The 26,359-nt window shown below is 34.8% G+C and carries 22 protein-coding genes; 8 read left to right on the top strand and 14 right to left on the bottom strand.

Annotated features, from left to right (window positions below):
- Positions 1-89: 89 nt before the first annotated feature.
- Positions 90-893, top strand: a complete 804-nt coding sequence (locus tag H7350_RS11290) for a T9SS type A sorting domain-containing protein (protein WP_204346033.1) — start codon at positions 90-92, stop codon at positions 891-893.
- Between the two features lie 75 nt (positions 894-968).
- Here H7350_RS11290 and H7350_RS11285 read toward each other — a convergent pair whose 3' ends face one another.
- From H7350_RS11285 to H7350_RS11220, 14 genes are all read right to left on the bottom strand, one after another.
- Entirely contained in the window at positions 969-2,288 is a 1,320-nt protein-coding gene (locus H7350_RS11285) for a M28 family peptidase (protein WP_420825368.1), read from the bottom strand.
- Positions 2,289-2,318: 30 nt separating this feature from the next.
- Positions 2,319-3,065 (bottom strand): CBM9 family sugar-binding protein, encoded by a 747-nt coding sequence (locus tag H7350_RS11280; protein WP_235989337.1) that lies wholly within the window; start codon positions 3,063-3,065, stop codon positions 2,319-2,321.
- Positions 3,066-3,078: 13 nt separating this feature from the next.
- Entirely contained in the window at positions 3,079-3,564 is a 486-nt protein-coding gene (locus H7350_RS11275) for a DUF6265 family protein (RefSeq protein ID WP_204346030.1), read from the bottom strand.
- Between the two features lie 39 nt (positions 3,565-3,603).
- Positions 3,604-4,866 carry a nuclear transport factor 2 family protein gene (locus tag H7350_RS11270; protein WP_204346029.1) on the bottom strand — a complete coding sequence of 421 codons (1,263 nt, stop codon included), beginning with the start codon at positions 4,864-4,866 and terminating at the stop codon, positions 3,604-3,606.
- Positions 4,867-4,899: 33 nt separating this feature from the next.
- Positions 4,900-6,135 (bottom strand): alpha/beta hydrolase-fold protein, encoded by a 1,236-nt coding sequence (locus H7350_RS11265; protein ID WP_204346028.1) that lies wholly within the window; start codon positions 6,133-6,135, stop codon positions 4,900-4,902.
- 187 nt (positions 6,136-6,322) lie between these two features.
- Positions 6,323-8,131, bottom strand: coding sequence for an acyl-CoA dehydrogenase family protein (locus H7350_RS11260; RefSeq protein WP_204346027.1), 1,809 nt, complete (start codon positions 8,129-8,131; stop codon positions 6,323-6,325).
- A 94-nt stretch (positions 8,132-8,225) separates the two neighbouring features.
- Positions 8,226-9,416 (bottom strand): acetyl-CoA C-acyltransferase, encoded by a 1,191-nt coding sequence (locus tag H7350_RS11255; protein WP_204346026.1) that lies wholly within the window; start codon positions 9,414-9,416, stop codon positions 8,226-8,228.
- An 80-nt stretch (positions 9,417-9,496) separates the two neighbouring features.
- On the bottom strand, positions 9,497-11,905 hold the full coding sequence (locus H7350_RS11250; protein WP_204346025.1) for a 3-hydroxyacyl-CoA dehydrogenase/enoyl-CoA hydratase family protein: 2,409 nt from the start codon (positions 11,903-11,905) through the stop codon (positions 9,497-9,499).
- A 1-nt stretch (position 11,906) separates the two neighbouring features.
- Positions 11,907-12,362, bottom strand: coding sequence for a MarR family winged helix-turn-helix transcriptional regulator (locus H7350_RS11245; protein WP_204346024.1), 456 nt, complete (start codon positions 12,360-12,362; stop codon positions 11,907-11,909).
- 139 nt (positions 12,363-12,501) lie between these two features.
- Positions 12,502-14,274, bottom strand: a complete 1,773-nt coding sequence (locus H7350_RS11240) for an AMP-dependent synthetase/ligase (RefSeq protein WP_204346023.1) — start codon at positions 14,272-14,274, stop codon at positions 12,502-12,504.
- A gap of 255 nt (positions 14,275-14,529) precedes the next feature.
- Positions 14,530-15,330 (bottom strand): helix-turn-helix domain-containing protein, encoded by an 801-nt coding sequence (locus H7350_RS11235; protein WP_204346022.1) that lies wholly within the window; start codon positions 15,328-15,330, stop codon positions 14,530-14,532.
- 68 nt (positions 15,331-15,398) lie between these two features.
- A complete protein-coding gene (purL, locus tag H7350_RS11230) occupies positions 15,399-19,067 on the bottom strand; it encodes a phosphoribosylformylglycinamidine synthase (protein ID WP_204346021.1) in 3,669 nt (1,222 codons plus the stop codon).
- 154 nt (positions 19,068-19,221) lie between these two features.
- Positions 19,222-20,361: an endonuclease gene (locus H7350_RS11225; RefSeq protein ID WP_204346020.1), complete on the bottom strand. Its 1,140-nt coding sequence runs from the start codon at positions 20,359-20,361 to the stop codon at positions 19,222-19,224.
- Between the two features lie 7 nt (positions 20,362-20,368).
- Positions 20,369-21,583, bottom strand: a complete 1,215-nt coding sequence (locus tag H7350_RS11220) for an RsmB/NOP family class I SAM-dependent RNA methyltransferase (RefSeq protein WP_204346019.1) — start codon at positions 21,581-21,583, stop codon at positions 20,369-20,371.
- Positions 21,584-21,732: 149 nt separating this feature from the next.
- On the opposite strand from H7350_RS11220, the gene H7350_RS11215 reads away from it, so the two are divergent.
- The 7 genes from H7350_RS11215 (at position 21,733) to H7350_RS11185 (ending at position 26,357) form a co-directional block, all read left to right on the top strand.
- Positions 21,733-22,311 (top strand): RNA polymerase sigma factor, encoded by a 579-nt coding sequence (locus tag H7350_RS11215; RefSeq protein WP_204346018.1) that lies wholly within the window; start codon positions 21,733-21,735, stop codon positions 22,309-22,311.
- Positions 22,312-22,350: 39 nt separating this feature from the next.
- On the top strand, positions 22,351-22,665 hold the full coding sequence (locus H7350_RS11210) for a hypothetical protein (RefSeq protein ID WP_204346017.1): 315 nt from the start codon (positions 22,351-22,353) through the stop codon (positions 22,663-22,665).
- A gap of 2 nt (positions 22,666-22,667) precedes the next feature.
- Positions 22,668-23,168, top strand: a complete 501-nt coding sequence (locus H7350_RS11205; protein WP_204346016.1) for a hypothetical protein — start codon at positions 22,668-22,670, stop codon at positions 23,166-23,168.
- Positions 23,169-23,296: 128 nt separating this feature from the next.
- Positions 23,297-23,581, top strand: coding sequence for an EF-hand domain-containing protein (locus tag H7350_RS11200; protein WP_204346015.1), 285 nt, complete (start codon positions 23,297-23,299; stop codon positions 23,579-23,581).
- A 268-nt stretch (positions 23,582-23,849) separates the two neighbouring features.
- The gene (locus H7350_RS11195; RefSeq protein ID WP_204346014.1) at positions 23,850-24,365 is read left to right on the top strand and encodes a CREC-EF hand family protein; all 516 of its coding nucleotides are present in this window, start codon (positions 23,850-23,852) and stop codon (positions 24,363-24,365) included.
- Between the two features lie 16 nt (positions 24,366-24,381).
- The gene (locus H7350_RS11190; RefSeq protein ID WP_204346013.1) at positions 24,382-25,515 is read left to right on the top strand and encodes a YHYH protein; all 1,134 of its coding nucleotides are present in this window, start codon (positions 24,382-24,384) and stop codon (positions 25,513-25,515) included.
- Between the two features lie 92 nt (positions 25,516-25,607).
- Complete coding sequence (locus H7350_RS11185; protein ID WP_204346012.1) at positions 25,608-26,357, top strand: YHYH protein; 750 nt, start codon at positions 25,608-25,610, stop codon at positions 26,355-26,357.
- Positions 26,358-26,359 lie beyond the last annotated feature (2 nt).

The following is a 26,359-nucleotide window of genomic DNA, read 5'->3' as shown; positions in this document are numbered from 1 at the left end:
TAAATGCAGTTAAAACAGTAACACCAATTTTATTAAACAAGAGAATTTAACTAATTGAATGATGTAAGTCATCATTAAAAATTATTATTATGAAAACAACTACTAAAAGAGTATCGATTTTATTAGCATGTATTATGCTTAGTTTATCAAATGTGTGTGCATTTAATTCAAATTCTGATGAAACAAGTGATAACCAGGAATCTGGAGATCAAAGAATGAAGATCAGATTAGTATTTAACTCAGTAAATACCTTCACTAGAAAGATATCTGTTATTGCAGATGAAAGTGCAACTGATGGTTTTGATTCTGAATTTGATTCAGCTTTAGAAAATGTTCAGGAAGATGATATGTACTGGTTGATTGATTCAGGTAAATATATAGATCAGGGTATTTCTGAAATCAATGAAGAGACAGTTCTTCAATTAGGAATTAATACAAATGAAGATGGCATTAACTCTATTGCTATTGACAAATTAGACAACATTCCTAGTGACATGAAAATATTTGTTCACGATAAGGCTTTAGGAGTTTACCATAGTATAAAAGATGGTGCTTATCAAGTAAGCTTAAATGCAGGTGCTTATTTAAACAGATTTGAAGTTGTGTTTATGCAGCCTGATACATTAAGTACTACAGAATTTCATACAGAAGATAAATCATTAGATATTCGTTTTGATATGCAAACAGACCAAATTAAAATAATGAACAATTCAAATTTAAAGATAGAAGGTGTTCAAGTGTATTCAATTTTAGGTCAGTCGGTGCACACGTCTAATGCAACACATACCAACAATGAGTTACAAATTAATGCTAGTCATATGAGCACTGGAGCTTATGTCGTGATTGTGACAGCTGAAAATGGCATCAACTCAAAGAAGATTTTAGTTAATTAGTTAGTTTTTTAGAATTAGTTTTTAAGAGAAAGACCACCATATTGGTGGTCTTTCTGTTTTAATTATAATGACTAGCTACCTCATAATTTTATTAGGAAATACAATAACACTTTCAAATCCATCATCACCAACAGAAGCTACTCCAAAGTAGAAGTTATCGATGACGATACCTTTTAATGTAAATTCTGTAACATTGCCTACATATCTGCTATTGTCCCAAGTAGGCGAAGTTGTATCTCTCCAGTATATTTTATAACCTTTAGCACCTTCAACTGTATTCCATTTTAACTTTGCAGAAGGTTCTACAATTCCACCTATTTCAACAGTAGTTGGAGCAGGAGGAGCCGAAGCTAAACTTGCCATGGTAATAACATTAACAGCGGTCAATTTTTTTGTATAGGCAAAATTAACATGCTCAAAAGTATCACCATAATCCATACCATTTTCAGTACGAATATCTTGATGTTGTTGCGTGTAATTTTCGTGTGCTTCCATGATTCTTATACCAGGAAAACCAACGTCATTAAAAGGTCTATGGTGTCCACCTCGTCCAAAACGGTCTAATCGATATACCATCATTGGATTCATTTCAGGCATATAGGATTTAACCGTTTTGTGAACATATCTTGCCAGTTGTCGTGAGATCCCATCGACTTCACCTCCATAAAAACGTCTGGCTTTTCGTTGTTGTTCTGTTTCAGTTGGAGGAACAGGTTCAGAGAATATTCGAAATGTACGATTATCAATGACTCCATCAACACCTGTGATATTTCCGATCATATCATTATTAAGGACACCTATAATATCCCAATCATTATCTATGGCATATTTTGCTAATCCCTGACCTCCAAATAGACCTTGCTCTTCACCTGAAAGACCAACATAAATAATGCTGTTTTCAAATTGATATTTAGATAAAACACGAGCTGCTTCTATAGTACCTGCCATTCCTGTTGCATTATCATTAGCACCAGGTGAATCTGAAGTAAAGTCATTTGGGTCTGAAACTCTAGAATCTATATCACCACTCATTATGATAAATCGGTTAGGGTATTTTGCACCGCGCTGTATCGCAACGACATTAACAACCATGACATCTTTTACTATGCGTTGGTTGGTGCCTTTTTTTACTAAATCTTTTTGGTAAAACACGTCTAAACAGTCATCACAAGCTTTTGAAATATCCTCAAACTGTGTTTTAATCCAGCGCCTTGCAGCTCCTATTCCTCTTGTATTGGAGAGCGTGTCACTTAAGGTATGACGTGTTCCGAAATTCGCCAGCGTTTTAACATCTTGACGTAAACGTTCCTCAGAAACTGTGTCAATAATATCATATATATCTAAATTGGACTGAGCAATTACAAACATGCTTTGTGCCATAAATGCTAATATCATCAATCGTTTCATAGGCCTAATTTTTTTCTATTATTTAGTAAGTAATAAAGTTCCAAAAATATTTGAATCTATCCAACCTCTGTTTTTGTCCTCACCATTTACAGGAATTGAACCTATAAAATTTTCACGATTAGAACTGCCGTCATTATCACAGTAAGCCAAAGCAAATCCTATTTTTTTAGCTCTGTTTAAGGTGACAGGTACATTATTACCATCATCTTCATACGTATCTGCATAGAGGGAAATTTTTACTTCCCAAACCGTCGTTTGTCCATTGGTTTTTCGTTCAGAATCGATGTGAGTATTATATAATTTACCTTCTTTTGAAGTAGACATATCAACGACATTTCCGTCTAGAGCAACATGATATGCAAATGCATTATGAGTGTATTGATGATTTCCGCCGCTGTTGTCTTCATCTACAAAAATTTCCAGACAATCGTCGTCCCACCAAGCTACTAAAGGATTATCTTCTTTATCGAAAAGAACGTCATCAGTTATTTCAGCTAGAAGATAAAGAGCTTCTTCTGTCCAGGCGAGTTTATAACGTCCATAAAAATCCTTGTCTGTATAAGGCTGACCGAGCCATAATTGATCAATTGGATGCCAAATTGCATCGGTCCAAACATTTTCATTCATAAGTGCATCAATGACGATAGGTGATTTTGATTGACGAACTTTTATAAGTTGGTTCTCAGGTTTTAGTGACGTTATTTTTTTGTGGTTTGAGTTGATGCCACAGCTCGATAGGTGTACTAAAATTAAAAGCAGTAACATACACCTCATAGGATTATTTCTTATAATTAAATTTTACGATTTCTACTTGGCCTTCAGCATTTTCAATATCGACAAAAACATTCATTTCATTATCGCTCACTTTTTCAAAACTCATACCTTCAAAAATGACTTGAGTGGGAGTAATTTTTATCAGAGAAAAATCTACAGTTTCATTTTTGGTCTCCCAGCCTTTTAAATCATTATCAAAATGCTTAAGCTGAAGAATCAAAGAATTTTCAATTTCTCTAATAATTTCTATTTCATAAAACGAAACCTTATCATCGTTTATCAATTTAAACGTCGCCATCATAGAACCTCCTGAAGGTTCACTCCAGTTTTCTTCAACTTGTCCGCCAAAAGCCTCACCTTTCCAGTTGCCAGAAATCCATTTAATGTTTTCGAGTGTTGGTGCTAATGTGTCTGAAGCTAAAGGCTCTTTTTCTATTTGAGCATTTAGAGAAATACTACATATAAATGCAATTATGGTTATAAGTTTCATATGAGGTTTTGAATTAGATTCTTTTAATACTAATGGTACTTACTGAATGAATGTGACTTTAGTTATTTTTCCGTCACTGACTTCATATATGGCAACAGCATTAAAAATTTTGCCATTAGCAGTGACCTGCTCTTCATCGATGACTTTGTTTCCAATAACAATACGTTGTTTTACGTAGGCTCTTAAATCGGGTACACGTTTAAACCAATCGATGTAATTTTCCCGCATTTTAGTTTGACCTTCCGTATGAAGTTCATTTGGGTAGTTATATAGTTTGATGTCTTCGGCATAAGTTGCCATAAAGGCGTCAATATCTCTGGCGTTGTAGGCATCAAGTTGTTGTTGAACTATAGCTTCAACTTCAGAATTAGTCGCTGTATTTTCAGATGTAGATTCTTCAGATTCGCTAGATGATTCTGAAGTTTCAGTAGTTGCTGTTGCGCTAATTTCTCCGGCGAGTAATAATTTGTCAGATGTATCATTCACTGCTATACGTGTAATTTTAGTAATCCCGTTAACAGAAACATCAGTCACCTGTTTCCAGTTGTTGTCACGCTGTAAGGTCAATTTATATAGCATATTATCTTTTCCAGAAAGTATCGTTGTACTGTTTAGCCAGCAGATATCCTCAACGCCTTCAAGAGTATTTGCAATAACTTTTGTTATTCCAGTTTCAGGATTCAGTGATTTTATCTGCCACTGGTTTTCATTGTCTTTGGAAATAAAACTTACTAAATTTGAATTAGGAATTTTATGAAATGATCGACCAACTTTAGTTGCAAACTTTCTACTACTGCCGTCCTCTAAATTTGTGGCATAGAGATTTAAATCATCTCCTTCAATAACAGCCGAAACAATAGTATGATCGTCATACCATGTATAATAGGCAACTACTAAATCCTCTATAAGTTCTATAGCTTCACCATTACTCATGTTGTAACGATACAAACGCTGCAGACCATCTGTATCCAATCGAACAGCAGACACTTCATTTTTATTAGGAATTTTTAGCGGTGTATATTCACCTCCTGGCGAAAAATTTAACCAAGACCTTGAATCGTATCTCATATCATATTTTGATATGTCAGTTTGACCATTTCTTGTAGACGCAAATAAGATATAACGATTATCCAAAAATGAGGGTTGATTATCGTAGCCTTCATTATTAGATAAATTCTTAGCATTTTTAAGTTCTATTTTAGAGCTTGTAGTTTCCAAATCAAATAAGAACACTTCCGTATCTGATTGCGCATAAGATGCTATTGATAAAAGGATGCATGATAATTTAAAGATGTATTTCATAGGAAGATATTTAATCCTTTAAAGGTAATGAAACTATTGTTTGAGTTGGTTTAAGTTTGCTTTTAATTCGTTGAGATAATACTGTCTTACTTGTTTGTCTTTTGCAATAGCTATGGATTGTTCTAGATAATTAATTGCAGTTTTAGTGTCTTCGTTTATAGCAGCTATTTTACTCAAACCTTCTAATGCTTTATACGAATCTGGATTAGCAAATAAGCAAACTTTAAAACGTTTTTCGGCCTCTTCCAAGTTTTCAAAACTTAAATAGTTATTTGCTAACTGAATATGAAATTGTTCTAAACTAGCTGGAAAATGTGTTTTTATACCAGATTCCATTTGTGCTAAATCCTCAGTTTTATTTTGACGAATGTAGTAATAGGTAATATTTCCTAAACTATACCAAGGCAGTAAAAACTCAGAGTCATATCTGTCACTTATGACTTTATAGTGATTAATAACATCATTGCCATTTTTAAACGAGTAAAAGGTCTCACGGTTTAAATCCCAGCCTTTAAATACTGTATTTAAAACATCTGTAATTGCTTTTAAATGTAAGGACCCATGGTTGTCTTCTGGATAAGAATTTAAATGCCAGTTGGTTTGTTCAGGGCTTTCCTTTTGTAACACTGAAACGAGCTCATCAATACCCATTCCTTTTGTATTGGCTTGGGCGATATAAAGTTTTGAGTTGGTTGTGAATCCATTTTGTAATTCACTTTCTAAGCGTTTAACAATCTCATAATCATTAAACCAGTATGAAGGGTCTATAGCCAAAAATACATCAAAATCTTTTGGATTAGTCATCCAGTAATGGGTGGCCAATATTCCAAATTTTGAATGTCCGATAAGGATGTCTAAATGTGATGTTCTGTACGATGTATTTATTTTCGGTTTCAATTCAGATTGAATATACCGAATAAAGGTATCTGCATTTTTTTTAGGATCGCTATTTTCCAGTTGTTTAGTACTTCCATTGTCAGAAATACCAATTAAAATCGCTTCAGGAATTGTAAATGCCGAATTGGATAAAAATTCAATCAAACCACTGTCATAATGAAAATTATAGTCGCCATCAAGCACATAAATTACAGGGAATTTTGCTTCAGGGTTTTCATGATAGCTAGGTGGTAAATATACCTGATACGAGCGTTGTTCGTTTAATATTTCAGATGAAAAACTATGTCGTTCGCCAATAGAAATTTCCTGTGCTGATATAATCCCAGACATCATAAAAACAAACAGAAACTTTAGATAAGCTTGGTATGTCATATATATTATTTTAATGTTCTCGAAGATAATAAAAATAAAAAAGCCAATTCAACTTAATGAATTGGCTTTCGTTGTTTAGAAAATTTGAATTAGCCTTAAATTTTAAAAACAATCTTTTGTCGTTTAAGTACTATCAATATGTTATGGCTCTTGATGGCATCTTAATCGACATCTCAACTAAAACTTTTTAAAAGCAATATTTATTTTCTGCTTTAACTTTTTCAGCAACTTCCTTGCGTAAATCTACGATATCTGGATAGTTAGCATATTTTGTAAAACGCTTAAGTCCCATAAGCATCATACGTTGTTCGTCACCTTCAGCAAAAGAAATAATACTTTCTTTTCCTTTTTCTTCAACGATATCAACAGCGTGATATAGGTATAATTTTGCCATGGCAATTTGAGCAGATTGCGCTTCTTCGCCAAAACGTTTTGCATTCTTTTCGGTTCTTAAAATTGCCGATTCTGCCATATAGATTTCAATTAAAATATCGGCCGCAGCAATTAATAACTGTTGGTGATCTTCTAATTGAGGTCCATATTTTTGAACAGCTCCACCAGCAACCATTAAGAAGGTCTTTTTTAACTTCTTAATCATTTCCTTTTCTTCGGAAAATAATTCCGAATAATCAGGCGTGTCGAACGATGGAATCCCCATTAACTCTTCTTGAACAGCTTGAGCTGGACCTAATAAATCAACGTGACCTTTCATGGCTTTTTTAACCAACATTCCAACAGATAGCATTCTGTTGATTTCATTAGTACCTTCATAAATACGAGCAATACGCGCATCTCTCCAGGCAGCTTCCATCGGTGTTTCTTCAGAGAATCCCATTCCACCAAAAATCTGGATACCTTCATCTGCACAGTTTTGAACATCTTCGGAAACAGCTACTTTTAGTATCGAACATTCAATAGCATATTCTTCAACACCTTTCAACTCAGCTTCCTGATGTGTATTTCCTGAAGCTTCACGAATAGCGATACGATCTTCAATATTTTTTGCGGCTCTATAGGTTGCCGATTCACCAGCATAGGCACTTGCAGCCATTTCAGCTAATTTCACTTTGATAGCTCCAAATTCTGAAATAGGCGTTTTAAATTGTTTACGCTCATTAGCATATTGGACCGCTGTAGTTAAAATGCGACGTTGAGAATCTAAACAAGCTGCCGCTAATTTTATACGACCAACATTAAGGGCGTTCATGGCAATTTTAAATCCTTCACCACGACCAGCTAACATGTTTTCAACAGGAACAACAGTATCATTAAAGAAGACCTGACGTGTCGAACTTGCTCGAATACCAAGTTTGTGTTCTTCTTCACCTAAAGTAATGCCGTTAGGATTATCCTTGTCATATTCTACGATAAAACCTGTGATATTTTTATCATCTTCAATACGCGCAAAAACGATCATCAAACTACAGAATCCTGCATTTGAAATCCACATTTTTTGTCCGTTAATTTTATAAGATTTCCCATCAGCAGACAATTCAGCTGTAGTTTTCCCAGAATTGGCATCAGATCCAGCACCAGGTTCGGTTAAGCAATACGCACCAAACCATTCTCCAGTCGCTAATTTAGGAACATATTTTTGTTTTTGTTCTTCGGTACCATAAAGTGTTATTGGCATGGTTCCAATGCCTGTATGTGCACCAAAAGCAGTGCTGAAAGATCCTGTTCCACTTGAAATATAGTCACATGTTAAACAGGTAGAGACAAATCCCATTCCTAATCCAGAATACGCTTCAGGAACAGCCACGCCTAAAAAGCCTAATTCACCAGCTTTACGCATCACCTCTTCAGTTAAGGCATAATCTTTAGCTTCAAAACGCGGTTTGTGGGCAATAATTTCACGCTCGTTAAATTCCATAACGGCATCTTTCATCATTTTTTGTTCTTCTGAAAAATCTTCAGGAGTGAATACGTCTTCACATTTAGTTTCTTTTACTAAGAACTGACCTCCACGTAGGATGTCTTTTTCAGTTGTTTCCATTTTTTTAAATAGTATTAAGTATTTAGTACAAAGTATTAAGGTTCTAAAGTTGAAGATTTTCGTCTTTGTACTTAATACTAGCTTCTTTATTCTTTTAGTTTAAAAATTCAAATATCCCACAAGCACCTTGACCAGTACCAACACACATGGTTACAGCACCATATTTTCCTTTCATATCACGCTTACGCATTTCATCAAATAACTGTACCGATAATTTTGCTCCAGTGCAACCTAATGGATGTCCTAATGCAATAGCACCACCATTAACGTTAATGATATCAGGATTTAAGTCTAACTCTCTAATGACAGCTAACGATTGTGACGCGAAAGCCTCATTAAGTTCTATTAAACTCAAATCAGATTGTTGTAATCCAGCTTGTTTTAATGCTTTAGGAATCGCTTTTACAGGTCCGATTCCCATGATGCGAGGTTCAACGCCAGCAGCAGCATAATTCACTAAGCGAGCTATAGGTTCGATATTTAACTCTTTTACCATGTCTTCACTCATGACCATAACAAATGCGGCACCATCACTCATTTGAGACGAGTTACCTGCTGTGACACTTCCGCCAGCAGCAAAAACCGCTCTAAGTTTTGCTAAAGCTTCTTTATTTGTACCTGCACGCGGACCTTCATCTTTAGTAACAGTATAAGATTTTGTGACTTTTTTTCCGTTTTCATCAATATAAGTTTGATCTACAGTAATAGGAACAATTTGATCTTGAAAACGATTTTCGGCTTGTGCTTTTAAGGCTTTCATATGTGAGTTGTATGCAAACTCATCTTGATCTTCACGAGAGACATTAAACTGATTGGCAACCGCTTCTGCTGTGTTCCCCATGCCCCAATAATATTCTTCGTGTCCAGCTTTAACCGTGTCATAATTAAGTTCAGGTTTGAAGCCGGTCATTGGAACCGAACTCATACTTTCTGAACCACCAGCGATAATACAATCGGCCATTCCAGCCTGAATTTTAGCTGTTGCAATTCCGATAGTTTCAATTCCCGAAGAACAAAAACGGTTAACGGTTACACCAGGAACATCCACACTATTTAGTCCGATAAGTGAAATAAATCGAGCCATGTTTAAGCCTTGAGAGCCTTCTGGCATAGCATTTCCAACGATGACATCGTCAATACGTTTAACGTCAAGTTGTGGTAATTCTTTCATCATATGCTGAATGGTTTCAGCACCTAACTCATCGGCTCTTTTAAAACGGAACACGCCTTTTGGTGCTTTACCAACTGCTGTTCTGTATGCTTTTACTATATATGCTTGTTTCATTTTTTTGTATTTAGTTGTTAGTAATTAGTAGTTAGTGAGCTACTTGCTCCTAATGACTAATCCCTTTTTACTTTTCGCAACTAGTTGCGAAGTGGTTTTCCAGTTTTTAACATATGCTGAATGCGTTCCAAGGTTTTACGCTCTGTACAAAGCGATAAGAATGCTTCACGTTCTAGATCTAATAAGTATTGTTCACTTACTAATGTTGGTTCAGATAAATCACCACCAGCCATTACGTAGGCTAGTTTGTTAGCAATTTTATGATCGTGTTCACTGATGTAGTGACTCGCTTCCATAGCATCGGTTCCTACTAAAAACATTCCTAAAGCTTGTTTACCAAGAACTTTAACATCAGTTCGCTTTACAGGTTGTGTATATCCAGCATCTGCCATTAATTTGGCATGTGCTTTAGCCGTAGCAATTTGACGGTCTTTATTGACCACAACTATATCTTTTCCTTTTTGAAGAATCCCTAAATCGAATGCTTCATAAGCTGAAGTTGCCACTTTAGCCATACCAATGGTTAAGAAATATTCCTGTAGTACATTCAATTCTACATCACCTTTTCTAAAAGTATCCTGTGCGCGTAAGGCCATTTCTTTAGAACCACCTCCACCAGGAATCACACCAACACCAAATTCTACTAATCCGATATAGGTTTCTGCAGCAGCAACCACTTTATCAGCATGCATCGATAATTCACATCCACCACCAAGTGCCATGCCATGAGGCGCAGAAACGGTTGGGATAGCTGAGTAACGCATACGCATCATTGTGTCCTGGAAGTATTTGATCGCCATATTAAGTTCGTCATATTCCTGTTCGGCAGCCATCATGAAAATCATTCCGATATTTGCACCAACAGAGAAGTTTGCCGCTTGGTTACCAACGACTAAACCAGCAAAGTCTTTTTCAGCTAAATCAATTGCTTTATTTAAACCAGCTAGAACGTCACCACCAATAGTATTCATTTTAGATTGGAATTCTACATTTAAAATACCGTCACCTAAATCTTCAACAACTACACCTGAGTTTTTAAAGACTTCATTTGATTTTCTGATATTGTCCAGAATGATGAAACTATCTTGTCCAGGAATTTTCTCCTGCGATTTCTTTGGAATGTCATAAGCATAAGTTGCACCATCTTTTACAGTGTAGAATGAGGTGCTTCCAGAAGCTAACATCTCGTTAACCCAAGCGTTAGGTTCTAGACCCTCGGCTTTCATCATTTCGATTCCTTTTTCAACACCAATCGCATCCCAGATCTGGAAAGGACCGTGTTCCCATCCGAAACCTGCTTTCATAGCGTCGTCAATTTTGTATAAATCGTCAGTGATTTCAGGAATACGGTTAGAAACATAAGCAAATAATGCTGAGAAACTTTTTCTGTAGAATTCTCCAGCTTTATCTTTTCCTTTGACTAATATTTTAAAACGGTCAACCACTTTGTCTACCGTTTTGGTCAATTCTAAGGTTGCAAATTTTGCTTTTTGAGCCGATCGGTATTCTAATGTATTTAAGTCGAGTGATAATATTTCCTTTTTACCTTCAACAGAAACCGATTTTTTATAGAACCCTTGACCAGTTTTACTTCCCAACCATTTGTTCTCCATCATGGTATTGATGAAGTCTGGTAAAACGAATAATTCGTTGCGTTCATCGTTCGGACAGTTTTCTTTGATACCGTTGGCGACATGTACCAACGTATCTAAACCAACAACATCAACCGTACGGAAGGTTGCCGATTTTGGGCGACCAATAACAGGACCCGATAACTTATCGACTTCTTCAATCGTTAAGTCTAAATCTTTAACTGTATGGAACAAACTCATGATGCTAAAAATTCCGATTCGGTTTCCAATGAAAGCAGGTGTATCTTTAGCAACTACAGATGTTTTTCCGAGGAATTTTTCACCATATTCGTTTAAGAATTCTAAAACAGACGCCTCCGTTTTTGGACCAGGAATGATTTCAAATAATTTTAAATAACGTGCAGGATTGAAGAAGTGTGTTCCGCAGAAATGTTTCTGAAAATCTTCACTTCGGCCTTCGCTCATAAATTTAATAGGTATTCCTGAGGTATTAGATGTAATTAACGTTCCTGGTGTACGATATTGTTCTAGTTTTTCAAATACCTGTTGTTTAATGTCTAGGCGTTCAACAACAACTTCCATAATCCAATCCACATCTTTTACTTTAGCTATATCATCTTCAAGATTTCCTGTAGTGATACGATTTGCAAAAGAAGGGTGATAGAGTGGTGCAGGTTTCGATTTAATTGAAGCCGTTAAAGCATCATTAACTAAACGATTTCTAACTATTTTGTCTTCTAAAGTTAAGCCTTTTGCTTTTTCTTTATCGTTGAGTTCTCTTGGAACGATATCCAATAGTAGGACATCCACGCCAATATTGGCAAAATGGCAGGCGATACCGCTTCCCATGATACCAGATCCTATAATAGCGATTTTTTTGATTCTACGTTTACCCATGTTATTTTAAAGTGTGTTCTTTTTTATTGTATATCTGTTTGTTTGAAATCATATTGTTAATGATTTCTGCGACTTTGTAAAAGTTATTCAGTTCTTCTTCGGAAACGTTATCTTTAATCGTTTCATTAAAAGTGAGAACTTTTTCTCTTGAGTAGGCTCGTTTTTCTCTTCCAAATTTGGTTAAGTGTATTAATACACCTCTACCATCTTCAGGATTAGGCTTACGGATGATAAGGCCTTTTTCTTCCATGGTTTTTAATGTACGAGAAAGACTGGTAGCTTCCATTCCCATTTTGGGACCTAATGAAGTTGAAGGTGTTCCATCTTCTGGGTCTATACTAAGTAAGGCAAAACCTGTAGCCATTGTCGTCCCAAATTGAGAAGCTTCCTCGTTATACATTTTATTAACTGCTAACCAAGTAGTTCTTAAAACGTAGTCTATAGTTTTATCCTTCATATTTTCAATTTGAAGTCCAAATATACTAAAAAATACTATGCATGCATAGTATTTAAGAAAAAATTATGCACGCATAGTAAATATGCTCTAACTTATGTAAGAGTAATTAATAGTTAATATGCGTGAGACAACAGTTGTATTAAATTCGATATATTTTATCGTAGAGTTCTTGATATATACCTTTAATGATATCTCGTTTCATTTTCATGGTAGGAGTGAGGTGACCACCATCAATTGACCAAACATCAGGAGTGAGTTCAAAGCGTTTAATTTGTTCCCATTTTCCGAAGTGTTTATTGTATTTGTCAATTTCTTTTTGAATCCGTTTAATGACAATTTCAGAATTTGCAATTTCAGCATTAGATGTACCAATGTTTAAACCTTTATGGTCAATCCAGTCTCGAATAAATTCAAAATTAGGTTGTATGATGGCTGCAGGCATTTTTTCACTTTCTCCAACAACCATAATTTGCTCTATAAACAGAGATTGTTTCATGTCGTTTTCTAAAAGTGGAGGAATGACATATTTTCCACCTGAGGTTTTAAACATTTCTTTTTTACGTCCGGTTATTTTTAGAAATCCGTCGTTATCTATTTCGCCTTTATCTCCTGTATGAAAATAATCACCAGTCATAACGCTTGCTGTTTTTTCAGGATCTTTATAATATCCTTTCATCACGTTAGGACCTTTAATTAATATTTCACCATCTTCAGCTATATTGACTTCAACATTTTTTATAGGTTTTCCCACGGTACCAATTCTAAAATGATTGTTATCATACATTTCTACAGAAACAACGGGAGAGGTTTCAGTAAGACCATAGCCTTGCATGACTTTCATTTTAGCAGAAGAAAATATTCGGGACAACCTAGGTTGTAGTGGTGCGCTTCCAGAAACCATTGTCGTTAATTCTCCTCCTAGTGCAGCCCTCCATTTATTAAAAATTAAGGCATTGGCAATCTTAAGTTTAAATTCATACCATGCACCATTAGCACCATAAGGTTCCCATTGTTCACCTAATTTCACAGCCCAGAAAAATAAGCCTTTTTTTATTCCAGAAAGTTCTTCACCTTTGAGCATAATTTTATCGAATACTTTTTCGAGTAAACGAGGCACAACGCTCATTAAGTTTGGTTTAATTTCTTTAGCATTGTCTCCAATTTTATCAATGCCTTCAGCAAAATATATTGTTGTTCCAGAATACTGATATATATATATGAGTACACGTTCAAAGATATGACAGATAGGTAAAAAGCTTAAAATTCTTGTGTCTTTACCCATTTTTGGCAATCGCTCAGAGGCATCTAAAGCATTGCTTGTGATATTCCAATGGGTAAGCATCACACCTTTAGGTCTACCTGTAGTTCCTGAGGTGTAAATAATGGTCGCTAAATCATCGGGAGAAACTTGAGCTTTTCTAGCTTCAACATCGGCTTGTGTGCTGTCATCTTTACCGAGTTCTAATAATTCGGAGTAATGTTTACAACCTTCGATATGGTCAAACGAATAGACCTCTTTAACTTTGGTGTTGGCTTGTACCTTTTTTACTTTTTCATAGACCTCAATATCAGAAACAAAACAGTAAATAGATTCACTATGATTAAGGACATATTCATAATCTTCAGCACATATTGTTGGGTAAATGGGAATATTTTGAGCTCCAGTTTGTAAGATACCGATGTCCATTATATTCCATTCGGTTCTATTTGTTGAAGAAATGACAGCAATCTTATCGTTTTTTTGAATACCTAGTTTGAGCAGAGCTCTACTCATGGCATTTGACTTTTCTATATAATCTTTAGTAGAAGTTTTTACCCACTCGCCATCATATTTAGTAACTAAAGCGGCATCTAAATTATGAACTTCTAATTGGTGGTAAGGGAAGTCAAATAGTCGTGTTATTTCTGTCATCGTCTTTGTAAGGATTGTAGTATTGCAAATTATGAAATATTAAGAGAATATCAAATGTGTGCATAAAAAAAGGAGATGCAATGACACAACTCCTTAATTTTTTGAATTTTAACTAAAATGAATCGTCTAATTTTTACTACAAATAACTAAAAACTAATAAACCCTTAATAATTAATTTTAAGACTAATAACATTCTAACATCTGTAAATTTAAGACTTATAGCTGTTTAAATGGTGTAAAAAATCGTAAGGGTTGTTAATTTTTAAATACAGCTTTAATTAACGGATAGTCTTTTTTGAAATAGGACTTAGGTGTTTCGTTCATAAACAGTTTAAAATCTTTTGAAAAATGTGACCTGTCATAATAATCAAACATATACATTAGATCTTTTATGGCTATTTCCTGACTCTCATATTTACGCATTAATTTGATAAACCGATAGAGTCTGATATATTTTCCTGGAGTAAGTCCTACAATTATTTTGAATTGAGTTTCCAAAGTTTTTTGAGATATGTTTATATGATTTAAGATGTCTTGGATGTTTATTAATCCGTCATTTTTTATGATTAAATTTATCACAAGATCAATAATCTCGGTGTATTTGTTTGTTGTCAGCTTTAAGTTTGAAAAAAAATTATTTAATTCTTTTACAAATTGATCAGCATTAGTGAACTCATCAAAAACGGATTTGATTTTATGGTAAAATGTTGGATGAAATTCTAATAATGACAAGTGGGTATTATCCAGTTTAGAGATATTAGTATTTAAAATTTTGAATAAGGCCGTTGGGTGAAAACTGATTCCAAACGACATAGACTCTGAAAGGCAGTGAAACTGATAAGATCTAAAAAACTGTCCGCTTAAAATAGTATCTTTTAATGGCATTTCCTTTTTATTCAAGACAGCCTTTTGTTCTCCGTAGAACACATGTGTAATGTGAGTGAAACCTAAAGGGAGGATAGCCGATTGAAAAGGAATGATATTTTCAGAAAATGATAATTGATAATATTCTTCTATGAGGTCAGGTACATTATTTTCAAAATATCTCAGTGTCATAGAAATGGATTAATTGTAGGTAAAATAACACAATAATTTAAAAATAAAGAAACTATGTTGTCACTTTATTATAAATTTTGATGTTCAATCCAATTTTTTGCATTTACAAATGCTTCTAGCCATGGAGAAACATCATCTTTTCTACCTTCAGGATAATTAGCCCAATTCCATTGAAATGTTGAACGTTCAATATGTGGCATCATCACCAAATGACGTCCTGTTGTGTCACATAGCATCGCTGTATTATAATCTGAACCGTTAGGATTTGCAGGATAACTGTCATAACCATATTTTGCAACAATGTTATAATCGTTTTCGTTCTTCGGAAGGTTAAACTTTCCTTCGCCATGACTTATCCAAACGCCTAATGTAGCATCTTTTAAGCTGGATAACATCACCGAATTATTCTCTTGAACTGTCACTGAAGTAAAAGCACTTTCATGTTTTTTAGAATCATTATGGAGCATCTTACCATGTTGGTCATGCTCAGGATTAATCAATTCGAGTTCCATAAATAATTGACAGCCATTGCAGATACCAACAGATAGTGTGTCGTCTCTTTTGAAAAAATTCTTGATGGCTTTATTCGCGTTGTCATTGTATTTGATGGCACCAGCCCAACCTTTAGCAGAACCTAAAACATCAGAATTAGAAAAACCACCCACAGCTCCTAAAAACTGAATGTCTTCTAGAGTTTCACGACCAGAAATCAAATCGGTCATATGAACGTCCTTTACATCAAAACCAGCATGGTACATAGCGTTTGCCATCTCGCGTTCTGAATTGCTTCCTTTTTCACGCAAAATTGCAGCTTTGGGTCTTGGTTTGGTCGTATCAATTTCTGGGAGTTTTCCTGTGAAATGTTTTGGAAAGTTAAAAACTAATGGCTGCTGAACAAAATTTTCATAGCGTGTTTTAGCCAATCCATTTGCGGTTTGTTTTTCATCAAGTAAAAACGAGGTTTTATACCACATGTCTCTTAATCTCGAAACCGTCATGGTAAAGACTTCGTTGTTATTAATCACACTTAATACATCAGTGTTAGTGACTTTACCAATATTAAAAAAATCGATATTAGCTTCGGAAAGGATGCGTTCAATGGTATGGTCTTTAGCCTGAAATACAATACCAGCATTTTCAGAAAACAAGAGTTTGTGCGAATCTTTTTCGCCTAATTGAGTAAGGTCTAATTCAGCGCCTAAATTGACTTCAGCAAAGCACAATTCTAATAAAGTCGTAATTAATCCGCCAGAAGCAACATCATGACCAGCAACAATTTGTTCGTCTTTGATGAGTTGTTGCATGGTGTTAAAAACAGTTTTAACGTAAGCTGGATGTTGAACATTAGGAACCTCATTACCGACTTTGTTTAAAATTTGAGCAAATGAACTTCCGCCAAGTTTAAAGTCATCTTGAGATATATTGATATAATATAAATCTCCAGCGTTTAGTTTTAAAACGGGCTCGACAACTTTTTTGATGTCATTACAATTTGCAGCTGCCGAAATGATAACGGTTCCAGGAGAAATAACTTCTTCGTTAGGATATTTCTGCTTCATTGAAAGCGAATCTTTACCTGTTGGAACATTAATGCCTAAATCGATCGCAAACTCAGAAATAGCTTTTACTGCTGTATATAAACGTGCATCTTCACCTTTGTTTTTACAAGGCCACATCCAGTTGGCTGAAAGGGAAACACTTTTTAAGCCATCTTTTAAAGGCGCCCAGATTATATTGGTTAAGGCTTCAGTGATGCTATTTCTACTTCCAGCTTCAGGATTAACCAATCCAGATATTGGCGAATGTCCAATTGATGTTGCGATACCTTCTTTTCCATTGAAATCTAAAGCCATGACGCCTAGATTATTTAGTGGAAGTTGTAAGGCTCCAGCACATTGTTGTTTGGCGACTTTACCACCAACACAGCGGTCAACTTTATTTGTTAGCCAGTCTTTACACGCAACCGCTTCTAACTGTAACACCTGATCGAGATAATCATAGAACTTATTAGAATCATAATTTAAATCGCTATAAGTTCTATGTAGAGTCGTATCAGACATTATTGTTTTTGGAGAACTTCCAAACATATCCTCCAAATCTAAATCCATAGGCGTATTGCCTTTGGTTTCAGATTTAAAACAGAAATGTTTATCGTCAGTGACATGTCCAACGGTATAGAGAGGTGAGCGCTCACGTTGTGCAATTTTACTAATATGGTCTAAATGTTTTTTAGCAATTAATAATCCCATTCGTTCCTGAGATTCGTTACCAATAATTTCTTTGTCAGAAAGGGTTGGGTCGCCTACAGGAAGTTTGTCTAAATCGATGCATCCACCTGTATCTTCAATTAATTCACTAAGGCAGTTAAGATGGCCACCAGCACCATGATCGTGGATAGAAATGATGTGATTGTCATCACTTTCAACCATTCCACGGACCACATTAGCTGCACGTTTTTGCATTTCAGGATTAGAACGTTGTACAGCGTTTAATTCGATACCTGTTGAAAACTCTCCGGTATCAGCACTTGATACTGCAGCGCCACCCATTCCTATGCGGTAATTTTCGCCACCAAGTACCACAATTTGATCACCAGATTCTGGAGTTGCTTTGATAGCCTGATCTAGTTTTCCATAGCCAATGCCGCCAGCTTGCATAATGACTTTATCATAGCCAAGGGTTCTACCATCTTCTTTATTTTCAAAAGTTAAAACAGAACCACAAATTAGCGGTTGTCCAAACTTATTACCAAAATCTGATGCACCATTACTTGCTTTTATGAGGATGTCCATTGGTGTTTGGTACAGCCATGGACGCGCTTTAAGGTTTTGTTCCCAAGGGCGATTCTCTTCTAATCGCGAATAGGAGGTCATATACACGGCAGTTCCTGCTAATGGTAAAGATCCTTTTCCTCCAGCTAATCTATCGCGAATTTCACCTCCAGAACCTGTAGCGGCACCATTAAAGGGCTCTACAGTAGTTGGAAAATTATGGGTTTCGGCTTTTAAAGAAATGACAGATTCAAATGCTTTTTTCTCGTAGAAGTCTGGCACATCAGCGCGCTTTGGAGCAAATTGTTCAATTTTCGGACCTTTGATAAAAGCGACATTGTCTTTATATGCTGAAACGATATCATTAGGATGTTGTTTGGACGTTTCTTTAATCATTTTGAATAAGGACGTCGGTTGTTCTTTTCCGTCGATGATAAAAGTACCATTAAAGATTTTATGTCGGCAATGTTCAGAATTAACTTGCGAAAACCCAAAAACTTCCGAATCTGTTAATGGTCGACCAATTTTTTTTGAAACTCCTTCTAAGTATGCTATTTCTTCATCATTTAATGCCAGACCTTCCTGTTGGTTATAGGCTGAAATATCTTCAATATTGAGGATCTCTTCTGGTTGAATATCAATGGTAAAAGAGTCTTGATTTAAACTGGAATATTTTTCAGAAATCATCGGGTCATAGCCTTTGAAATCTTCTGAGCAGGATTCAAATTCTTCTATACGAATGATGCCTTCAATTCCCATATTTTGTGTGATTTCGACAGCATTAGTACTCCAAGGAGTTATCATTGCTGCACGTGGACCAACAAAAAAAGCATCTACAGATGCTTGTTCTAATTTGGGTTGGTTGCCAAATAACCAAACCAATTTTGAGATGGTTTCATTAGTTAATTCTTTTGTTGCTTGAACAGCAAATACCTTGCTGTTTTGGTTTCCGAAGAAATGAATCATTATGTGTCGTGTTTTTGAAAGCACAAATTTACATTTTTTCAATGTAATTTATTAAGATAATCAGATTGAAAATTATGAGTTATTCACGATTTATTAACTAACAAAAAAAGCGACCCAATAACGTCGCTTTTTTGTTGATATGAAACAGGTTGTATTACTGTTTGATTAATTTTTTTATGATACTTCCGTTTTCCGAATTTAATTTTACTAAATAAACACCTCTCGATAATGTTGAGATATTTAATTTCTTTTGATTAGAGGTAATCTTTTGAATGGTAATCTTTTTACCAAGAACATCATAAACTTCGACATTTAAATCATAGTTTGATTCGATAGTAACTTCATTCCCGTTAGCTGGATTTGGATACATTTTTACCGCCTCTAAAGCTTCAATTTCATTTACAGATAACGTACTTTGCCAGATATCAAAAACAAATTGCGGGTTGTCAATAAAAGGGTTTCTGTTATTTTGCTGCGCAAATATGGCATTATTTCTGTCAAGTTCTCTTTGAGAAACAGGATCATTAACGTGCCAATCGTAGAGCATATCTAAAAAAGGTTGGTCAATGGCCTGACTTGCTGAGCCGTCAAACATGACGTAGTTAAAACCTGTCATTTGATCTTCGTAACGTGTTACAAAGAAAAAGTATAGTCTTGCAATGTCTCCTTTAAATTCATCAATAGGCTCAAATACATCTCCTGAATAACCAGCAACTACACCTGAATTAATGTTTTCTCCTCTTAAACTTCCGTTAGAATATTCGTCATGTTGTAATGATGTATTAACGATACCATATGGTAAATTTCCACGTTGTGCATTTACATATTTATCAGATGGAATTACAAAGTGAGCATCATTACGCATTGGAGATCCACTGTTAAAAGACGATTGAGGAATGGTGTGCTCTCTGTTATAACGTTGACCTTCGGCAGTTCCTAAAGTACCATCATCTTGATTAACACCATAAGTATACTCATAGGCATCAGGAAGATTTGTGTTAGTGTTATCTGGGTTTTGGATAACTCTTTCAGAGTACATGTCTAATAAGGTTCCATTATTTTCATAATACAAATCGACATCAGAGTTTTGAAATGTATCGTAAAGTGCACTATATCCTAAATCTAGAGCGAGATATTCATTTGTAAGTCCGTCATCACTATTATCAATAATCTCTTTTAGCTGTGTTTTTAGAGTGAAGCCAGTTCCGGTAGCAGAGCTGTAGTATCCTGTAGGAACTTGAGCAGCTAATGTAGTAGTAATTAATACTGTAATTATAAAGTAGATGTGTTTCATAGTAATCTTATTTTTTCTTTTCTAATAGCGCCATATAAAATCCGTCATAACCAGATTTATGTGACAAAATACTTTTGTCTTTTACAAAGGTAAACTCTTTTCCTAAATCTGTTGTTAAGAAAGTGTCAACTTGGTTTTTGTTTTCCGAAGGGAGAATAGAACACGTCGCATATACTAACTGTCCGCCAGGCTTTACAATTCTCGAATATTGTTGTAGTATTTCCTGTTGAGTTATTTTAATGGTTTCAATAAATTCAGGTTGTAATTTCCATTTAGCATCCGGATTTCGTCTAATAACACCTAATCCAGAACATGGCGCATCAATTAATACTCTATCGGCTTTATCGTATAGTTTTTTTACAACTTTAGTAGATTCTATTGGTCGTGTTTCAATATTAAACGCTCCATTACGTTTTGCTCTACGTTTAAGTTCGTTCAATTTATTGGCATAAATATCTAAGGCGATAATTTGCCCTTTATTTTCCATTAAAGAAGCAATATGTAGTGTTTTACCACCAGCTCCAGCACAAGTATCAACAACTCTCATTCCTGGTTTTACATCCAAAAACTCTGCCACTAATTGTGAAGAAGCATCCTGCACTTCAAAGAAGCCGTTTTTAAACGCTTCCGTTTGAAATACGTTAGCTCTTTCTTTTAGTTTAAGGGCATTAGGATAGCCTTTAATGCTTTCGGTTTCAATACCATCGTCAAATAAAAGCGATTGTAAATTATCTTTGGTTGTTTTTAAGGTATTTACTCTTAAGATAACATCAGCCTGTTCGTTTAAAGCAGCAATTTCTTTAGACCATATCGCTGTTCCTAACTCTTTAACGCCGAGTTCATCCAACCAATCTGGAATGGCTTCTTTGAATTTTCTTGTTTGAGTTAATTCATCAAAACGCCCTTTAATTTTACGTTGAGGTGTGTGTTCAAAATATTTCCAGTCGGGTAATTTAATACCTCTTAATGTAGCCCAAACTGCAAAAATACGCCATAAATTATCTCTATCGAAAGGTGCTTTTACTTCAGCGATTTCAGCATATAACCGTTTCCAACGTACGATATCGTAGGTGGTTTCAGCAACAAACGCACGATCACGACTTCCCCAACGTTTATCCCGTTTTAGAAGTTGTTGAATGACTTTGTCGGCGTACTTTCCTTCGTTAAAAATGAGTGTTAAACCATCAATAACAGCAAAGCATAAGTTTCTGTGTAAACGCATTATAAAAAATTAAGCATGCAAAGGTACATTAAAAGTTGAGATATTTATAGGTTTCTCATAAAGTCTTATCTTTTCAAAAAAAATAATATGTAGCGCAAGTTTTTATTTAGAACCGCATCTAAACCTATTAGTATTTAACCACCTTTTTTTTGACTGAAACTAAATTTATAGAGGAACTAAAATTGAAAAGCCCAATGGCTTACAGTCAGCTTTTGGACGATTATCAACAAAAAGTTTTTAGTACGTGTATTTCTTTTGTGCCTAATAAAGAGGATGCTGAAGATATAGCGCAAGATGTATTTATTGAAGTTTTTAATTCGATTTCAAAATTTAAAGGTGATTCAAAATTATCGACATGGATTTACAGAATTACAACAAATAAATGTTTAGAATTTATCAGAAAACGAAATACTAAAAAGCGATTTGCTTTTTTGCAATCTATAACTGGAAATGCGATTCCGATGGATAAAACAAATTATTTTACTGAAATAAATCACCCTGGAATACTGTTAGAACATAAAGAATTGAATGAAACGTTGTTTAAAGCTATAAATAACCTGCCTGAAAATCAGTCGGTTGTTTTTACGCTTCATAAAATTGATGGTAAAAGTTATCAGGAAATTTCTGAAATTACACAACGAAGCTTATCTTCAGTAGAATCTATCATGTTTAGAGCAAAAAAGAACCTGCAAAGTGTTCTGGAAAATTTTTATAAAAATGAAATGTAACACAAGTTTTTTTTAATTATTACATCTAAAGACATACTTATGAAACTTAATGTAGAAATGAATAAAAGAGTTAAAAATACATTGAATTCGGTTGACTTTATTGAAGAAGCTGAAGTGTCTCCTTTTTTAAAGGAAAAGGTCATGCATCGCATTCGTAATGCCTCTGAAGATATACAAGATAAAACCTGGTCATGGTTTACGCCTAAGTTGCAACTGGCGACTTTGGTTTGTGTTGTTGTTTTAAATATAATGGCTTTTAATAACTTACAAGAAACTACTTATGATGAGACTGTAAATACTTTTGCAGAATCTTATGGGTTGTCAACAAGTAGCGAATCCTCAATATTATATTGATTATGAAAAAAAATACAATTCTGTACGTTTTACTTTTCTTTTTAATTATAGTTAATGGTTTTTTTCTATTTAATTATATTGGAAAAGGCAAGAGTAAAAAAGGACATAGCAAACAAAAAGATAAAAACTTTATTGTAAAAGAACTTGGGTTTAACGAAGAGCAAATTGCCCAATTTAGAGAAAATAGTGTAGGGCATCATGAAACTATTGTACGTTTAAATGACGATGTCAAAAATCTTAAGGATGAACTGTTTAGTAAACTGTCTGAAGATGCAGTAAGTGATGCTGTTATAGATTCTATAACCTCTTTAATTTGTGACAAGGAAAAGGAAAAGGATAAAGAAGTCTTTTCTCATTTTAAGATGATTCAGGAGTTATCTGATGACAAACAAAAGGAAAAATTCAAGATGATTATAATGGATGCCCTAAGGCAAGGAGAGCGAGGAGAAGGACCGCCTCCTCCAGGAGAAGTTGGAGGACATAGACCACCACGCAATAATTAAAATAGCACTAAAAGTATTTTAAGACTTTCAAATTTTGAAGGTCTTTTTTTTGTGATTTATTTAACAAAGACAGGCACAAGTTTAGAAGCATAAGTACATCTAAAGGTATATAACTTAAAACTTAAAACATGAAAAGCAACGGGTTTAAAACAGCAGTAGTAGTATTCGGAATTATGATGATTTCAAATATATCTTTCGGACAACCGCAAGATAGAAAAGAACGAAAAGAACCTCCAACATTTAGCGAGTTACTTAAAGAAATGGATAAAAATGAAGATGGCAAACTTTCAAAAAGCGAACTTAAGGGACCTTTAAAAGAAGATTTTGCTAAGGTGGATACTGATGAAGATGGATTTATCACAGAAGAAGAATTTAAAAAAGCACCTAAACCTCAAAGACGAGAACGTAATTAAAAACCTTAAAAAAAACAAGAATTTGAGTTAGTCCAAAAATTATTGATTTTGATTGGTTAGTAGTTAAAGGCTTCATGAAATAAACTTCATGGAGCTTTTTTCTTTTAAAATTATGACTCTCAGTATAATGAAAACCAAGATTAAGAACTATATAAAAGTAAAATATAGGATTGAAAAATAGTTGAAGTATATATTATCAATTTTTTCAGTTTGAACACAAGTTTTTTACTACTAACGCATCTAAAACATTATGCAAAAAAAATATAAAATGAAAACCAGCACATTACAATTAAAACTTAGCCTATTTATAACACTGCTAACTATTGGCGTGTACGCTCAAGGTCCTCCTGGAGGAGGTCGAGGTCAGGGAAGAGGGCAACAAAGAAATTCAAAACCCGACGCTTCTGAAATCCTATCATTATTAGATACTAATAAAGATGAGGTCATCGATAGAGATGAAGCATCTAAGGATAAACGCGGTAAAATATCAGAAGATTTCGATGATATTGATGCAAACGGAGATGATGTCATTGATTTAGATGAGTTAAAAGCGTCTTTAAACAATAAAAAGCCTAAGCAGATTTCAGCAGAAAACATCATCAAAACTGTTGATGATAATAATGATGGAACTTTAAATGAGTTGGAAGTCGCCGCTAAAAATAAACGTGATTTGATAGAAAATTTTAAAGACATTGACACCAATCAAGATAACGAACTTGATTTAGATGAATTGAAAGTGTTTTACGCTACAAAAGAGAAACCAAAACGAAGAAAAAGGGATTAATATTTTAGAATTGAAAATGAAACATAAATTTTTAATAACAACTTTAATTGCCAGTATGGTATTGAGTTGTAATAGTAGTAAAAAATCTAAATCTCATAGCCATGATGGATTAGGAAGTCATTCGCATGAGGATGAAGTTTTGACTAAGGAACACCAAGATTATTTTGGAAGTTATGAACTCAATAATCCAGGTTTTGGTACAAAAACTGTGGTTACCGTTTCTGGTGATACACGAACTATGGTAACCAATTCGTTGCCAAATCATAATACAGGAACATTTCCTAATCCAGGAAATCCTAATACGATTTCTGAACAAAATAAGACCTATACATTTCCTGTAAATCCAAAATATAAAGGAGAACCTCAGTGGATACGAGAGCCTGGTATTGCTTTAAATGGTGTGAAATTTGAACCAGGAACAGCCGAAGTTGTTGTTTGTGATACAGGAGAGAATTATCGTGTAGAGGCATTGCAAGATATTATCGATTTAGGTTTAGATTTTAATCATGCACATGTGCAACCTACTGGCGAATACCACTATCATGGCTCACCAACTTCAATTATTGAATCTGTTGACTCTACTGAAGATTTAGTTCATGTGGGTTTTGCGCATGATGGTTTTCCTATGTATTACTCAAAAAGTGGCGCCTATAAGCCAAGTTATAAAGCCCTTGACGGTAATCGCGAGGGTGAAGATTGTTCGTATGAAAATCCTCATACCTCTTTAGATATTTCAGTTGGAGGACATCACGATGGAACTTTTACTTCAGATTTCGAATATGTTGAAGGTTATGGTGATTTAGATGAATGCAACGGAATTACAATTAATGGCTCATACATGTATCTTATCACCAATGAGTTTCCTTATGTAAGTCGCTGCCTTATGGGCGAAGTAAATGAAGACACACAAAGAAAATCGGGAATGCATGGTAAACAAGGTAGAGGCGGAGGTTCTAATGGACAGAGAGGTCGTCCAAGTTTTAGTCAGTTGCTAGAACAAATGGATGACAATAAAGATGGAAAATTATCCAAGCAAGAAGCTAAAGGGCCATTAGCCGAAAATTTCTCTCAAATTGATGCCAATAATGATAACTTTTTAACAGAAGAAGAGTTGGCAAAAGGTGGAAGACGTAGTGGAAACAGAAATTAAATTTTCAATAAGGCACAAGTTTTTATTTGTAATCACATCTAATAACAAAACAACTTTAAACAATAGATTAAAAAAACTAACAAAACCCAATTATGAAAAATGTATTTCAAAATTTAGCTTTAATTTTTATGTTGTTAGCTTTAGGAATTTCATGTTCTAGCGATGACAGCGCAAACACAACCGATGATGGAGATGATGGTGAAGTAACAGAACTTCATGCAGCTTTTGCAGCATTCAATACCGATGCAACAACCATTTATCTTGATGGTTCAAATGTGGTCATTGAAACGACAGGTTTACCAGATCACGAGACGGTATATTGGGGTGTTGGTCATGAACTTTACAGAGAAGAGCCAGATGTACAGTTAACACCTTCAATTATGTCTAGTAATAATAATGCTGTAACGCTAACTGTTGACGCTACTCCTGATTTGTCAGGTAGTACTGTTGCTACAAATTTTAATACTATAGGAATTGCTGTTAGTGGCGCTTCTATTTTTAATGATCAAGAAGGAGGTGGACCATTAGATCAGGCTGCAGCCAGTTTAGACTGGACAGGAGCTCATATTGGTCCAGGTGTGTATCATTATCACCTAGAGCCTAAAGCATTTTCAGATGATGATGACGCTTTAGTTGGTGTATTATTAGATGGTGTTTTTCTCTATGGAAGACAATGTAGCTCTACAGGAACATATCCTACAGATTTGGATGTTTCTGGCGGACATACATCAACGACACAATATACCGATGGAGAAGAAGAATATCATTACCATATTATTAATGAAGTCTATTCTACCACAGGGTCTTATATTGCATTTGCAGGACCTTACCAAGGGTATTAATC

Source organism: Psychroserpens algicola (assembly GCF_014526325.1).
GTDB classification, from domain to species: domain Bacteria; phylum Bacteroidota; class Bacteroidia; order Flavobacteriales; family Flavobacteriaceae; genus Psychroserpens; species Psychroserpens algicola.
This window is presented reverse-complemented; position numbering and strand designations above follow the sequence as displayed.

Coding starts and splice junctions, on each gene's coding strand:
- H7350_RS11290 (WP_204346033.1), top strand. CDS start 90: ATGAAAACAACTACTAAAAGAGTATCGATTTTATTAGCATGTATTATG.
- H7350_RS11285 (WP_420825368.1), bottom strand. CDS start 2,288: ATGATATTAGCATTTATGGCACAAAGCATGTTTGTAATTGCTCAGTCC.
- H7350_RS11280 (WP_235989337.1), bottom strand. CDS start 3,065: ATGTTACTGCTTTTAATTTTAGTACACCTATCGAGCTGTGGCATCAAC.
- H7350_RS11275 (WP_204346030.1), bottom strand. CDS start 3,564: ATGAAACTTATAACCATAATTGCATTTATATGTAGTATTTCTCTAAAT.
- H7350_RS11270 (WP_204346029.1), bottom strand. CDS start 4,866: ATGAAATACATCTTTAAATTATCATGCATCCTTTTATCAATAGCATCT.
- H7350_RS11265 (WP_204346028.1), bottom strand. CDS start 6,135: ATGACATACCAAGCTTATCTAAAGTTTCTGTTTGTTTTTATGATGTCT.
- H7350_RS11260 (WP_204346027.1), bottom strand. CDS start 8,131: ATGGAAACAACTGAAAAAGACATCCTACGTGGAGGTCAGTTCTTAGTA.
- H7350_RS11255 (WP_204346026.1), bottom strand. CDS start 9,416: ATGAAACAAGCATATATAGTAAAAGCATACAGAACAGCAGTTGGTAAA.
- H7350_RS11250 (WP_204346025.1), bottom strand. CDS start 11,905: ATGGGTAAACGTAGAATCAAAAAAATCGCTATTATAGGATCTGGTATC.
- H7350_RS11245 (WP_204346024.1), bottom strand. CDS start 12,362: ATGAAGGATAAAACTATAGACTACGTTTTAAGAACTACTTGGTTAGCA.
- H7350_RS11240 (WP_204346023.1), bottom strand. CDS start 14,274: ATGACAGAAATAACACGACTATTTGACTTCCCTTACCACCAATTAGAA.
- H7350_RS11235 (WP_204346022.1), bottom strand. CDS start 15,330: ATGACACTGAGATATTTTGAAAATAATGTACCTGACCTCATAGAAGAA.
- purL (WP_204346021.1), bottom strand. CDS start 19,067: ATGATTCATTTCTTCGGAAACCAAAACAGCAAGGTATTTGCTGTTCAA.
- H7350_RS11225 (WP_204346020.1), bottom strand. CDS start 20,361: ATGAAACACATCTACTTTATAATTACAGTATTAATTACTACTACATTA.
- H7350_RS11220 (WP_204346019.1), bottom strand. CDS start 21,583: ATGCGTTTACACAGAAACTTATGCTTTGCTGTTATTGATGGTTTAACA.
- H7350_RS11210 (WP_204346017.1), top strand. CDS start 22,351: ATGAAACTTAATGTAGAAATGAATAAAAGAGTTAAAAATACATTGAAT.
- H7350_RS11205 (WP_204346016.1), top strand. CDS start 22,668: ATGAAAAAAAATACAATTCTGTACGTTTTACTTTTCTTTTTAATTATA.
- H7350_RS11200 (WP_204346015.1), top strand. CDS start 23,297: ATGAAAAGCAACGGGTTTAAAACAGCAGTAGTAGTATTCGGAATTATG.
- H7350_RS11195 (WP_204346014.1), top strand. CDS start 23,850: ATGAAAACCAGCACATTACAATTAAAACTTAGCCTATTTATAACACTG.
- H7350_RS11190 (WP_204346013.1), top strand. CDS start 24,382: ATGAAACATAAATTTTTAATAACAACTTTAATTGCCAGTATGGTATTG.
- H7350_RS11185 (WP_204346012.1), top strand. CDS start 25,608: ATGAAAAATGTATTTCAAAATTTAGCTTTAATTTTTATGTTGTTAGCT.